The organism is Wolbachia endosymbiont (group A) of Colletes cunicularius, from assembly GCF_964264715.1.
Lineage (GTDB): Bacteria > Pseudomonadota > Alphaproteobacteria > Rickettsiales > Anaplasmataceae > Wolbachia.
On sequence record NZ_OZ183471.1, the window covers coordinates 620,098 to 633,220 of the forward strand.

Below are 13,123 nucleotides of genomic sequence, written 5' to 3' on the forward strand. Positions count from 1 at the left end.
AATGTCTTCCTTAGCAGATAAAGTAAAATACTCTAGAGTGTTATTGAAGATCTCTGGTGAAGCTTTGGTGGGGTCACAGTCTTTTGGCCATGATATGGGAATAATAAGCCAATTATGCAAAGATATAGCTGATGTTAACAGGCTTGGAGTTCAGGTATGTATTGTTGTTGGTGGTGGTAATATCTTTCGTGGCACATCTGCGTCTTTAAGTGGCTGTGAAAGAGCAAGCAGTGATTATATTGGAATGCTTGCAACTATAATCAATGCTTTAATTTTACAAAACTTTTTAGAAAAAAATTTAGTAGCTTCTAGGGTATTATCTGCAATACCCATGGCCACTGTATGTGAACCTTACATAAGAAGGAAAGCTATTCGTCATTTAGAAAAAGGTAGAGTGGTAATTTTTGCAGCAGGCACAGGCAACCCATTTTTTACTACAGATACAGCTGCGGCCTTACGTGCTGTTGAAATGAATTGTGATGTTATTCTAAAGGGTACACAAGTAAATGGTGTATACTCCGCTGATCCGAAAAAAAATGAGGATGCTGTAATGTATGATAGGCTTTCTTACACGGATTTATTGACTCGTGATTTAAAAGTTATGGATGCATCAGCAATTTCACTTGCTCGTGAGAATTCTATTCCAATTATAGTTTTTTCTTTGAAGGGAGAAAAAATAGTCAATATTATTAAGGGTCAAGGTACTTATACTATAGTTTCAGATTGTAAACAGTAGGTAATTTATGTTAAATGAAATAAAAGCTAAAACAAAAGAAAGAATGCTAAAAACTATTCAGTCCTTTCATGATGATATTAAAGGCGTACGCACTGGTAGAGCTAGCGCATCGTTGCTTGATGGTATAGTTGTAAATATCTATGGTGGACATCAAAAGTTAAATCAGGTTGCAGGCGTTTCAGTTGTAGATAACAAAACCCTATCAATTAAAGTTTGGGATATTAATGTTGTAGGTGAAGTGAAAAATGCTATATTAAATGCCAACTTGAATTTAAATCCTGTTGTTGAGGGCAATACCATACGTATAGCTCTTCCGGATTTAACACAAGAAACCCGTGAAAAATTAGTAAAATTATTGCATCAGTTTTCTGAAAATGCGCGGATTGCCATCAGAAATATACGCAGAGATGTTATGGAAGAAATAGAGAAAATGAAGGGAAATAAGGAGATCTCAGAAGATGATTTTCATGGTGCTAAGAAGGAAATACAAAATATTACTGATGATAATATAAAAAAGATTGATGGTGAATTGTCCATCAAAGAAAAGGATATATTGCATCACTAAGGTAATATGAAAGAAACCTTCAGTAGTGAAAAAGAAAAAATTACATGCAAGGGTGCCATGGAGGTAGACGACACACAACTGTATGAACGTTGCAATATTGCACAGTATTATACAGTAAATGATGTCATTCCAGTGCCCTCTTTTTTGTCATCCCAGTGCCTTTTTTCCCTGTCATCCCAGTGCGTAACACTGGGATACATCTTATTTTCATCATGGACATTATATGCTCTAAGAATCTGTTATCCATTTCCCTCTTTTCTGTTATCCCAGTGCGTGACACTGGGATCTACCTTATTTTCATCATGGACATTATATGTCCCAAGAATCTGTTGTTCATTGCATAATTTGCAAATATTTTTATACTTAGATCCCAGTGTCACGCACTGGGATGACAGGAAAAAGGGCTACTGGGATGACACCTTTCAAGTAGAGATTGCTACTAAATCACTATTTTTGTACAGTGATATGTTAAGCACTCAGATGATATCTGGTGGTTTAGGTGAACTTTAAATGTTGAATCAAGAATCTTTACCGAAACACTTAGCAATTATTATGGATGGCAATGGTAGATGGGCGAACAATCAAGGAAAGGTAAAAATTGATGGTTATAAAAAGGGCAGTGAAGTTGCATACGATATTGCCAAGTATTGTACGGACCTAACCATACCCTACTTAACTTTGTATGCATTCTCTATGGAGAATTGGCTTAGACCCAAAAACGAAACTGACTGTCTATTTGATTTATTTTACTCCGTTTTAACTAATGAAGATAAAATCAATTTCATTTGCAACTGTAACATTAAGTTGAATTTTATTGGCAATTTAAGTCTGTTATCCAGTAAAATATTGGATCAAATTAAAAAAGCAGAAGAAATGACACATAAGAACGATGGTTTATTACTCACTGTGGCAGTCAGTTACGGAGCAAAGCAAGAAATTACACAAGCTATAAGCAATATTATAAAAGAAAATATTGCTTATGTATCAGAAGAGGAATTTGAAAAATTTCTATATACTAAAGATCTGCCAAAATTGGATTTATTAATTCGCACTGGCGGCGAAAAAAGGTTAAGCAACTTTTTATTATGGCAAGCAGCTTATGCTGAATTATATTTTTGTGATACTTTATGGCCTGATTTTTCTTGTCAAGATTTGAGCAAAGCATTAGAAGATTATACAAAAAGAGAGAAAAAATATGGTAGATAATAATTTTATAATTAGAATATTGTCCTCAATAGTAATATTATTCATATTTTCTTTTGCTACATATTTCAGTGATTTATCGTTTTACCTATTGATTTTTTCAATAGCAGTTTTATCTTCTTTTGAATGGTATAATCTAACCCAAGGAAACAAAATTTTATACGTCTTCGCATTATTATTGATTGCACTACCAAGCGCCTCATTAATATATTTATATAACCTACCACAGGGAAAATACGCATTAGTATGGTTCGTCTTAACCATTTGGGGAATTGACATTACTGCCTACCTATTTGGTAAGAATTTTGGTGGAGCTAAAATTTGCCCAATTCTTAGCCCTGGAAAAACTTGGACAGGACTTCTTGGTGCGATTTTAGCTGGAGTAGTGTGCACAATTTTTGGATCAATATTTTTTGGTCTATTTTCAATTTTTTATTCTCCAATCATTGGCCTTGCAATCGCTATTCTAGCGCAACTTGGCGATTTCACTGAGTCGCTTGTTAAAAGAGCTTACGGTGTTAAAGATAGTGGAAGTATGATACCTGGCCATGGAGGAGTGCTCGATCGTATGGATAGTTTCATTTTTACTACCCCTCTTATTGCTATTTACATAAGCTAAGTCTGCAGAAGAAATAAAGTGCCATTAACGTGAATTCTGGATTAAAGGAGAATAGAAAAGGCAAGAAAACAGGGTAAACTCAGCAGTGATAAAAAAATAGATGAGGTTACCCATGGAAGATATAACAAAACTGTTTTGTTTGGTCGATGATTTTTGCAGAGATATAGAGAAAAATTTTGCAGATAAACTACTGCCAAATGGTAAAAACCCCACAAGAACAACGGAAATTGAGCACTCCGAAATCATGACAATAATCCTGCTATATCAACAATCTCCGTGTAAAACTTTCTATCTACATTACCTAACGTTGCTCTACAAATCAGAGTTTCCAAAGTTACCTTCATATACCAGGTTTGTTGCTCTAAAGCCTAGGGTTTTGTGGCATTTAGCAATGTTGTTGCATTGGCTTTGTGGACAGTCAGAAAACACTGGAATTTCATATATAGACACAACTCCCATTGCAGTTTGTCATGCAAAAAGAATATCCAAAAACAAAGTTTTTGCTGGAATTGCAAAATTAAGCAAGAGCACTTACGGCTGGTTTTTTGGTTTCAAATTACATATGGTAATCAATGAAAATGTTGAAATTCATGCACTTACGCTAACAAAAGGCAATGTTGATGATAGGATACCTGTGCCAAATCTGACGGAAAAATTAATCGGTCTTTTGTTTGGTGACAAAGGTTATATTGCAAAAGAGCTTTTTCAGAAGCTGTTTGACCGAGGTTTGAAACTTGTTACCAAGGTGAAAAAAGGTATGAAAAATACATTGATTTCGCTAAATGAGAAGATTTTACTGAGAAAAAGGTCTATCATTGAGACTGTTTTTGGTTACCTAAAAAATAGACTAGAAATTGAACACACTCGCCATAGATCCCCTGTTAATTTTTTGGTTCATATCTTTTCTACTCTCATTTTTTCTATTCCATCAAATCCACAAAGCCTTCTATTTCCTATACTTTCTTCCTTCCTTAATCCAGAATTCGCGTCATTAGAGTTCATCCCTAGTCAGCTCCCCAACCGCTTCTACAGTACAGTCATGGACAAACGTCTTTTCACAATAAGGGCAGGCTATTTCCTCTTCTTCTCCCATATCTAAATATATTAATGGATGGCCGGAACCCTCATCATTCTCATCACCATGACAACAAACTTTTCTATTATTAACCCTCACTTTTGACATGCTACTCCTTTAGCTTATAACATTTTATGTATTGAATATACCCATTCAGAAATAAAAAACAACAAGCACTATTCTCCATTTTTTATCCTATTCAGGTTAATCAATTCGTTTTGAACGCCTTTTGATACAAATTTGCTAACATCTTCTCCTAATCTTGCTATTTCCTTTACAAAACTTGATGAGATAAATTGAGTATCTTCAGAAGCAGGAAGAAATATGGTTTCGATTTCAGGAAGAAGTTTATAATTTACCCAACTCATTTGAAACTCGTAATCAAAATCCGATACTGCTCTTAATCCTCTAATAATAACAGAAGCATTCTGCTCTTTGGCAAACTTCACTAGCAACCCATTAAAAGATATAACATCTGCATCAATTCCTAGCCCTTTGATTTCACTTTCAGCCATGCTTGTGCGTAGCTTTGTGTCAAAGGCAATATGCTTATTAACGTTTTCTGCAACTCCTATTATTAATTTATCGACTAGTTTACACGCTCTTTTGATTATGTCAATATGCCCAAAAGTTATAGGGTCAAATGTGCCAGGGTAGATTCCTATTCTGTTATTAATGTTCATACTTTATTTTTATATAAACTACTTTAAAAACTTTTGATAGACATAATAACATTTTTTATCTAAAAATGAAAGTATACAGTTGGCCTGATAGCTCAGTTGGTAGAGCAAAGGACTGAAAATCCTTGTGTCGCTGGTTCGATTCCTGCTCAGGCCACTTCTCTTTCTTACCAAACTTACCTTTTTGTTGTAAAACGTTCTATAATATGTTATGATATTGATATAAGTGTTGAGAAAGTAAACCATATGTATAAATATTATAGTAGAATCTTTAATATCTTATTAATTATAGTTCTATTATTAAGCAATATTACTTATGCTGACGTTAGCGAAAAACCGGCATCTCAACATATAACCAGAAAAGAAGAACCAGCGTCAACTGCCTTGACGGCAGAAAATACAGTAAATAATGACATAGTTGTTGGTTTGTTGAAAACGGAAGAAGAGACATACCCATATGAGCTTGGGCTATCTCAAAATATCTACGAGATGTTTAATAACTTTGGGGTTAAGACTGTACTGATTGATTATAATAGGATAATTAGCCTTAAAAAAATTCAGACAGAGTCACTTAATCTCGCAAAACAAGATGAAACATTGGCAAAGAAGCTGACATTAGACCGAATAAAAGTTGAAGTTGCACAATTTATTGAAGAGCACAAAATAAATAGAATATTTATTCCAGACAATTTTCATTCAGGACCGTTTCCACCCACTCCTTGTCGCCAGCTTGTTACTGAAGCAATTGCAAAAATAGTGGATGATAACCCTGCAATTCATTTACTTGGCATATGTGAAGGCATAATGAATGCAAAGGGAATTGAAGTAGTGAGTGTTGTGAGTGATGAAGAGAAGCGAAGATCTCATTTAAAATCAGCACCTAATCCACATAAAGAGGATGCACCTCTCCAGCAGATAAAGATCGTTCCAAACAGTCGTTTAGCGGAATTAGTAGCTAAATTCTTAATACCTAATGAAAATGGCTGGTTTTCAACATATTTTCCAGATACTCATTCAGGGGCAGTAAGTAATACACCAGAAAATAGAAGAAAATTGGAGTTACTTGGATATAAAGTTGCAGCATTTTTCAGTGATGGGGTAATAGGGGCTATTGAAGATAAGCACGGTAATATTTACTTTCAATGTCATCCAGAAGCCCTTGTTGTAAAATCATATAAAAACCTCTATTTATCAAATCACAAGGAACGTCAAGTGTCTACACTAGTTGCTATAGCGATTATAAATGATTTTCTTTATCGTGCTTAATGGCTATAGCTTTAGGCTTACCGACGATTTGATAAACGACAAATTCGTCATCCCGCTGCTTGTTAGCGTTTACTATTACCCATAAATCTAAAAGGAGAAAAAGCTGCTATCTTAGAGCCTGTCTTCAAACTCAAGAATGAGCTAATTTGTGAAGCATAATAGTGATCATATTAAAGAAGATGTTATTTTTTGAAGTGAGAGGAGAATGCTCATAATCCTTACTCATACGTCTAAAATTGGAGAGCCAAGCAAAGGTTCTCTCAACAATCCAACGTTTGGGAATAACCTGAAATCCTGTATCAACTATTTTCTTGGTAATCGTCAATAAACATCCAGTTTCCAATAAGCAGAGGTTTTGCAATTTACCTGTGTATCCTTGATCAGCAAAAAACTTATGTAATGTTGGAGCTTTGCATTTGGCTTGAACAAAAAGATTTAGTGCACCATCAAGATCCTGAATGCTTGCACTTTGTACTTCAGCAGCAATTACAAGACCTACAGTATCTACAACGATGTGGCGCTTTCTACCCTTTACTTTCTTGCCAGCATCATATCCTCTGGATCCCCTTTTTGAGTAGTTTTTACTGATTGGCTATCTATTATTCCCACTGATGGAGTTTCATTCTTACCAATTATCTCTCTTACTTTTTTAACTAGAAAATCATGAATCTCTTGCCATATTCCACTTTTTTTCAATCGCTAATTACAACTATACACTGTTTTCCATGGTGGAAAATCTTTAGGCAGTTGTCTCCATTGACATCCTGTTCTCATCATATAGCGGATTGCGTTAATAATTGTTCTAATACTATGTTTTCTTGGTCTGCCGGTCTTTTTAGGTTCAAAATATAGCTCTATTATCTTCCATTCTTTGTCACTTATATCGCTTGGGTACATTTAAAATATATCTTATAACACACTTCTTAACTCCTTTCTACTTAGTTTGAAGACAGGCTCTTAGTTGGCGCCTAATTTTAAATATCTGTTGCTCATAGTAAACACTTCTGGATCTTGAGAGGTTAGCTTGAGTATAGCGAGTATGTTGATAAATAACAAAGCAGCAATCGAGATATCAGCGACATCCCATAGCAATCGGACTTTACCCATCGCACCAAGCGGAATGATCATGGTAAAAATTACAATCCAGATTTTAGTGTATTTATTATCCATAGACACATAGCATATTGTCTGTTTTGAGCAAAAAAACCAAGTAAAAATAGTAGTAAAGGCAAAACAAAACATTATGGCCATAATTAAATAGTCAATATAGGGCCAATTCATAGCTTTTCTAAAAGCAAATATGCACATGTTAGTACTCTCTAAATCAGTGACCCAAGAATCTGTGACAAGCAGTACCATTGTTGTAATAAACACTATGAATGCAACTATAAAAGGCGATATTATTGTGATTAGGCTCTGTTCAATAATAAATTTATTATTATTTTTCTTAGGAACAATTGAAGAGTGCACGATTCCTTCGAGGCCAAGCCCTATATCTGTTGCAAAAATACCTCGCAAAGTTCCGACTTGAATAATAGTCAACATTTCTAAAATCAAACCTAGAGATAAACCAGAGTTAAAGCTACTAGTTGTAAAAAAACTGCTTGTTATTAATTTTAGAGAAGGAAGGATATTTTCACTAAACTTAAATAATATGATACCGCAAAGTATGAGGTAACTTACCGTCATTATTGGTATCATAGCCGATATAAAAATTTTAATTTTTTTTAAGCTGAGAACTGCAACAACAAAAAATATTATGGCCATTACAATGCCACCAATGACTACAGGCACATCTATCATGTTAAGTGGTATTGATAGAGAATTTACCTGAACAAGGTTACCAACTGTTATTGAAACCATCATCATAACAACCAGAAACACAATTGTAGCTTCTCTAGAATTAAATGCATCAGCCATGTAGGCTACAGGGCCACCTATAAACCGTCCGTTCTTTTCCTTTCTGGTTTTTATACTTAGATAACAAGTGACATATTTTATCACAGAAGTGGTAACAATAATTATTGCCATCCATAAAATAGAGCCCGGTCCTCCGGTTTTTAGAGCAACAGCAGTTCCTGAAATGTTTCCTACTCCTAAATTTCCCCCTAAGATTGTAAACAGGGCGGCTATAGAAGAAAATTTATTTTCCCCTCTTTTAACTCCAATGAGTGAAAGGGCGTACGGCAATCTAAATATCTGTAGCCATTTTAGTTTAACCGATAGGTAAACACCAGCAACTAGCATGAGTAATATTGTTGGCAGTAATAAAACAAACTTTACTGTATCCATCTGTAAAAGTGAGATTTTTACTTAAGTATACAACAAAAATTGAGAATACCTAATTTATTGTTTATGAGAGTCACACTACAAAAGCTATAGTAAGCTAATAGCCTGCTATAGCTAAACTGACTTAGATTTACCGACAATTTGAAAAACGACAAATTCATCATTCCGCTACTTGTTAGCGGAATCTATCCGCGGCGGTATGACGTGTTAGCTATAAAACCCTATTTTTCATACCACTCATTTATAAGTTTATTGATATCAGAATCTATAAAATCCTTTAGTGGTTGCCTGGTTTTTATCTCAACATTTTTAGGGATGCACCTATCTTTACATATTGCATAATTTATATGGAAGTTAAGGTCAATATACCCTTGATTTGAAAACACATTCATCTTAAAGGGAAATAATACCATATCCTTATATACGTTACTGATAAATATCTCTTTTCCTACTTTATCTCTATGTTCCTTTGGAGTAGGCCAGTAAATATCTATGTTTAATGTGTTACCCTTACAATCAAAAGAAGTGGGAAGGCCGAAATCTCCAGGATCTTTATAATATATGTGCCAGCCTGGTTCTACTGTAACCTTTATTGCACCTTTAAGAGTGAGGTTTGCTTCATTTATCTCGCCAATAAGTAAATCAAATTTTGCAATTTCCCCGTCAGCATATAGTTGGGTGCAAGAAAAAAATAAAAACAATATTAAATATATATGTATTTTCATTAAGGCAAATTTCTCCTTTTATAGAGAAAGTGATTTAGATTTTAAGTGTTATATTTAATAGCATTACATAGATTATTTATTAATATAGCATTATGCTAGTATAAATACACCAGGGGTTATAGTTTTCTTATGCTGCCTTTTTGTTATTAGACAACCACAATATAAAGGGGTGAAACGGATGTAAACAGTAATGCCTTTCTGCACCAAACGTATTACCTTAACGAATAGTAAAATGTGAGATTTTTTGGAACTACCGTGGAGCAATTGCTCCACGGCTTCACTCTACTCAGAATCCACCCATGCCACCCATTTCTCCTGCGCCCATAGGAGATGAAGCATTTTCTTTGCTTGGTACATCAACTATCATAGATTCAGTAGTAATCAGCACACTCGCAACAGATATCGCTGTTTCAAAAGCAATACGCACCACTTTTGCTGGATCAATCACACCAGCTGTAAATGCATTAGCGTAATTCATAGCCTCAACGTTGTATATAAGCTCTTTATCATTCTGCTTAATCAAATAGTCAATGATAACAGCAGATTCAAGACCAGCATTTTTAACTAACCTCCTAATTGGAGCACTGAGAACTTTCTTGATAATGTTTATGCCTATTTGCTCTTCGTCACTTGCACCTTTTAATTTTTCGAGAACAGATGAAGCATAAAGAAGTGCAACTCCACCACCTGGAACTATGCCTTCTTCAATTGCAGCTCTTGTTGCATGCAGCGCATCTTCAACTCTATCTCTACGTTCTTTAACTTCCACTTCAGTTGCTCCACCAACTTTTAGCACAGCAACACCACCTGATAATTTCGCTAAACGTTCTCTTAGCTTTTCTTTATCGTAATCAGAAGTTGAAGCTTCAATTTGAGATTTGATCTGCTCGATTCTAGCTTTCACACTGTCAGAATCGCTATTTTCGCTGACAACTGTGGTATTATCTTTAGTAATTTTAACATTTTTAGCAGTACCAAGATCATCAAGTGTCAGATCTTCCATCTTGATTCCAAGTTCATCTTTTATGACGTACTTAGCACCAGTCAAAGTTGCTATATCTTCGAGCATTTCCTTTCTTCTGTCACCAAAACCTGGAGCTTTTACTGCAGCAACTTTTAAACCACCACGCAATTTATTGATAACTAAAGTGCTTAATGCTTCACCTTCGATATCCTCTGCAATAATAACCAAAGGTTTACCAGATTTAACAACAGCTTCAAGAATAGGAAGTAAAGGTTGAATAATATTTAATTTTTTCTCTGTAATTAATAGATAAGGATTATCAAGCTCCACGATCATTTTTTCATTATTTGTAATAAAATACGGAGAGAGATAACCGCGATCAAATTGCATGCCAGTAGTCAGCTCAACTTCTAACTCTTTTGAACCTTTACTTTCTTCAACAGTGATTACACCCTCTTTTCCAACTTTTTTCACGGAATCAGCGATACTGTTACCTATATCCTTATCACCATTTGCAGAGATTATCGCAACTTGCGCTACTTCATCCATTTTCTCTAGAGAAATTGTACGAGACATTGATGCAATTTCCTTTAATATTACATCTTTTGCCTTCTGTATTCCGTTTTTAATACCAACACGATCGTTTCCAGCAGCAATTGATTTTGAAGCTTCCATTATCATGCTGCTAGTTAATATTGAGCACGTTGTTGTACCATCACCAACTTTGTCGTTACATTGAGAACAACTTTGGGCAAAGATGCTTGCTATTGCAGCATTTAGTGGTTTTTCAGGCTTGATACCCTTCATCACCTTATAACCATCTTTTGTAATTTCTGGTGCTCCATAGGGCTTATTAATCCCTACTGTTTTTCCTCTAGGTCCCGCAGTTATTGCTACCGTTGAATCCACTATTGCTGCGACTTCACGAAAGGCTTCTTGTAACTGCTCACCTGATACTACTACATTAGTCATTTTTATCACCTCTTGTTAATAAAAAATTTAGAAAACTATAATAAAATCATTTACAATGCGCCATGTTGCGCTTTGTTTCAGTTTAGTAAAATAAAGACTGCTATTTAATGACAGCAAGTATATCGGACTCTTTCATCACGATAAGCTTTTCATCATTATGTTCTATTTCTGTACCAGCCCATTGACGATAGAACACTTTATCACCAGCCTTTACAGTTAAAGCTATGCGTTCGCCATTTGAGTTGCGTGAACCTTCACCAGTTGCTACAATTTCACCTTTAGTAGGTTTCTTTTCAGCACTTGATGGAAGCATAATTCCACCCTGCTTTTCCTCGCTAATAGGCTTGATCAGCACGCTATCATCCAATACATTTAAACTTATACTTGACATTTGCTTTTCCTCTCAACAAATTAACCTATAACTTTATATATATACTCGTAAGTTAGATTTCAAGGGCTGGAGCTTGTAAAATATGCACACCATATAAAATATGCACGCCAAAAGCAGTTTCTAAAAGAGCCTAATGTTATATAATAAAATTTAGGTTTATTTATAGAGATTTCATGAGTTATATACCATTCTTAAGTCGTGGTGTGATAGTGCTATATGGGCCTGACACTAGAGATTTTCTGCAGGGCATTATAACCAATGATATTAATAAGCTGGATAGCCAAAAAGCTATTTACTCTTTATTGCTTAGCCCTCAGGGAAAATACCTATATGATTTTTTTCTTATTGAATATGGTAGATATATTTTCTTAGAGTGCGAAAATGTGCACTTACAGCAAATAATCAAGAAACTAGATTTACTTAAAACTTATTTGAGAGTGAAAATTAAAGACATTAGTGCACTATATAAGGTTGGAGTTTTGTTTGATACTAAGTTGGCGGAGTGTATTAGTAAGTCACAAGTTATTTTTCAAGATCCAAGGCACAAGCTGCTAGGAATGAGGATCATACATAAAGATGAAATAAAAGAACCGGTTGGAGATTTTATTCAGTATGAAAAAGTTAGAATTAAAAACCTTGTCCCAGATGGAGCAAAAGATATGGTACAAAATTCATCGTTCCCATTGCAATATTTAATCGATAAGGCAAACGGTATAAGCTTTAATAAGGGGTGTTACGTAGGTCAGGAAGTCGTAAATCGAATGAGCAGGCAAGAAATATTCAGAAGAAAACTTTATCTTGTTGAGGGGGATAACGCACTTCCAGATATTGGCACTAAAGTGACAAATGAAAATAATGAGGAAATAGGGGAACTGCGCTCTAGTGTAGACAACATTGGACTTGCATTGCTTAATACTCAAAAAAGTCATGCAAATTTATATGTCGATGGGGTTAAGTGCGTTAAGACGTTGTATAATTAAAGTCTTAAGGTAGCGCATATAGAAACGAAAAACTTATTTTATGGCCTAGCGTCACGCATTAGAATGACATCATTTACGATGTAACATTTATTACTTTTGCAGATACAATTTACATGCTATAATTGAATCTTCATAGTTGGTAAATTGGAGTGCAAAGAAGTAAAATTAAAGTAGAAATAAAAAGATTATCACACGGAGAAGACTTGTCTCTTCCATGTTATGCAACTACGCAGAGTGCTGGTATGGATCTTTATGCTGCATTGAATGACTCTGCTGTTTTAAATCCACTTGAGAGATTACTTGTTCCAACTGGAATTGTGATTGCAATACCAAACGGTTTTGAGGGGCAAATCCGCCCACGTTCTGGTCTTGCTGCAAAACATGGAATTACTGTCTTAAACTCTCCTGGCACTATAGACTCTGATTATCGAGGTGAGGTTAAAATTTGCCTGATTAATCTAAGTAATCAGTCGTATGAGATAAAAAGAGGAGATAGAATTGCACAAATCCTTATTTCTCCTGTATCTCAGGTAATTTGGGATGACAGAGAAGAATTCTGTACAGAAGAAACCGGTCGCAATGCAGGGGGCTTTGGCTCAAGTGGCAGGTAATTTGCGAAAAAGCTTGACTATGACAGTTCTTTTATACACAATTTACC

Annotated in this window: 16 protein-coding genes, 1 tRNA gene and 1 pseudogene; 9 read left to right on the forward strand and 9 right to left on the reverse strand. The window is 34.9% G+C overall.

The window, feature by feature from the left end; genetic code table 11:
- Window position 1: 1 nt before the first annotated feature.
- The 5 genes and pseudogenes from pyrH (at window position 2) to ACFELZ_RS03620 (ending at window position 4,098) form a co-directional block, all read left to right on the forward strand.
- Window positions 2-736: a UMP kinase gene (pyrH, locus tag ACFELZ_RS03600; protein WP_375316524.1), complete on the forward strand. Its 735-nt coding sequence runs from the start codon at window positions 2-4 to the stop codon at window positions 734-736.
- A 7-nt stretch (window positions 737-743) separates the two neighbouring features.
- Window positions 744-1,301 (forward strand): ribosome recycling factor, encoded by a 558-nt coding sequence (frr, locus tag ACFELZ_RS03605; RefSeq protein ID WP_375316525.1) that lies wholly within the window; start codon window positions 744-746, stop codon window positions 1,299-1,301.
- A gap of 510 nt (window positions 1,302-1,811) precedes the next feature.
- On the forward strand, window positions 1,812-2,507 hold the full coding sequence (uppS, locus tag ACFELZ_RS03610; RefSeq protein ID WP_375316526.1) for a polyprenyl diphosphate synthase: 696 nt from the start codon (window positions 1,812-1,814) through the stop codon (window positions 2,505-2,507).
- Window positions 2,497-3,123, forward strand: coding sequence for a phosphatidate cytidylyltransferase (locus ACFELZ_RS03615; protein WP_375316527.1), 627 nt, complete (start codon window positions 2,497-2,499; stop codon window positions 3,121-3,123). Before uppS ends, ACFELZ_RS03615 begins: the two co-directional genes overlap by 11 nt.
- A 112-nt stretch (window positions 3,124-3,235) precedes the next feature.
- Window positions 3,236-4,098: pseudogene (locus ACFELZ_RS03620) on the forward strand (IS982 family transposase).
- Window positions 4,099-4,114: 16 nt separating this feature from the next.
- Here the strand turns inward: ACFELZ_RS03620 and ACFELZ_RS03625 are convergent.
- Both ACFELZ_RS03625 and coaD read right to left on the reverse strand, forming a co-directional pair.
- Window positions 4,115-4,306: a zinc-finger domain-containing protein gene (locus ACFELZ_RS03625; RefSeq protein ID WP_006279326.1), complete on the reverse strand. Its 192-nt coding sequence runs from the start codon at window positions 4,304-4,306 to the stop codon at window positions 4,115-4,117.
- Between the two features lie 68 nt (window positions 4,307-4,374).
- Window positions 4,375-4,881 (reverse strand): pantetheine-phosphate adenylyltransferase, encoded by a 507-nt coding sequence (gene coaD, locus ACFELZ_RS03630; RefSeq protein ID WP_064125227.1) that lies wholly within the window; start codon window positions 4,879-4,881, stop codon window positions 4,375-4,377.
- 81 nt (window positions 4,882-4,962) lie between these two features.
- On the opposite strand from coaD, the gene ACFELZ_RS03635 reads away from it, so the two are divergent.
- Both ACFELZ_RS03635 and ACFELZ_RS03640 read left to right on the forward strand, forming a co-directional pair.
- Window positions 4,963-5,035: transfer RNA gene (locus tag ACFELZ_RS03635), tRNA-Phe, on the forward strand.
- A gap of 89 nt (window positions 5,036-5,124) precedes the next feature.
- Window positions 5,125-6,144, forward strand: coding sequence for a glutamine amidotransferase (locus ACFELZ_RS03640; protein ID WP_375316528.1), 1,020 nt, complete (start codon window positions 5,125-5,127; stop codon window positions 6,142-6,144).
- Between the two features lie 130 nt (window positions 6,145-6,274).
- Here ACFELZ_RS03640 and ACFELZ_RS03645 read toward each other — a convergent pair whose 3' ends face one another.
- The 7 genes from ACFELZ_RS03645 to ACFELZ_RS03675 form a co-directional block, all read right to left on the reverse strand.
- On the reverse strand, window positions 6,275-6,733 hold the full coding sequence (locus ACFELZ_RS03645) for a transposase (RefSeq protein WP_375316627.1): 459 nt from the start codon (window positions 6,731-6,733) through the stop codon (window positions 6,275-6,277).
- The gene (locus ACFELZ_RS03650; RefSeq protein WP_375315781.1) at window positions 6,676-6,840 is read right to left on the reverse strand and encodes a hypothetical protein; all 165 of its coding nucleotides are present in this window, start codon (window positions 6,838-6,840) and stop codon (window positions 6,676-6,678) included. Before ACFELZ_RS03650 ends, ACFELZ_RS03645 begins: the two co-directional genes overlap by 58 nt.
- Window positions 6,841-6,843: 3 nt before the next feature.
- Window positions 6,844-7,041 carry a transposase gene (locus ACFELZ_RS03655; protein ID WP_375315805.1) on the reverse strand — a complete coding sequence of 66 codons (198 nt, stop codon included), beginning with the start codon at window positions 7,039-7,041 and terminating at the stop codon, window positions 6,844-6,846.
- 60 nt (window positions 7,042-7,101) lie between these two features.
- The gene (locus tag ACFELZ_RS03660; RefSeq protein WP_375316529.1) at window positions 7,102-8,436 is read right to left on the reverse strand and encodes an alanine:cation symporter family protein; all 1,335 of its coding nucleotides are present in this window, start codon (window positions 8,434-8,436) and stop codon (window positions 7,102-7,104) included.
- Between the two features lie 218 nt (window positions 8,437-8,654).
- On the reverse strand, window positions 8,655-9,158 hold the full coding sequence (locus ACFELZ_RS03665) for a protein-disulfide reductase DsbD domain-containing protein (RefSeq protein ID WP_375316530.1): 504 nt from the start codon (window positions 9,156-9,158) through the stop codon (window positions 8,655-8,657).
- Between the two features lie 286 nt (window positions 9,159-9,444).
- On the reverse strand, window positions 9,445-11,094 hold the full coding sequence (groL, locus tag ACFELZ_RS03670) for a chaperonin GroEL (protein WP_375316531.1): 1,650 nt from the start codon (window positions 11,092-11,094) through the stop codon (window positions 9,445-9,447).
- Window positions 11,095-11,194: 100 nt separating this feature from the next.
- On the reverse strand, window positions 11,195-11,485 hold the full coding sequence (locus ACFELZ_RS03675; RefSeq protein WP_373457551.1) for a co-chaperone GroES: 291 nt from the start codon (window positions 11,483-11,485) through the stop codon (window positions 11,195-11,197).
- 173 nt (window positions 11,486-11,658) lie between these two features.
- Between ACFELZ_RS03675 and ACFELZ_RS03680 the strand changes: the two genes are divergently transcribed.
- On the forward strand, window positions 11,659-12,465 hold the full coding sequence (locus tag ACFELZ_RS03680; RefSeq protein WP_375316532.1) for a YgfZ/GcvT domain-containing protein: 807 nt from the start codon (window positions 11,659-11,661) through the stop codon (window positions 12,463-12,465).
- 149 nt (window positions 12,466-12,614) lie between these two features.
- Window positions 12,615-13,076, forward strand: coding sequence for a dUTP diphosphatase (gene dut, locus ACFELZ_RS03685; protein ID WP_264688252.1), 462 nt, complete (start codon window positions 12,615-12,617; stop codon window positions 13,074-13,076).
- Window positions 13,077-13,123 lie beyond the last annotated feature (47 nt).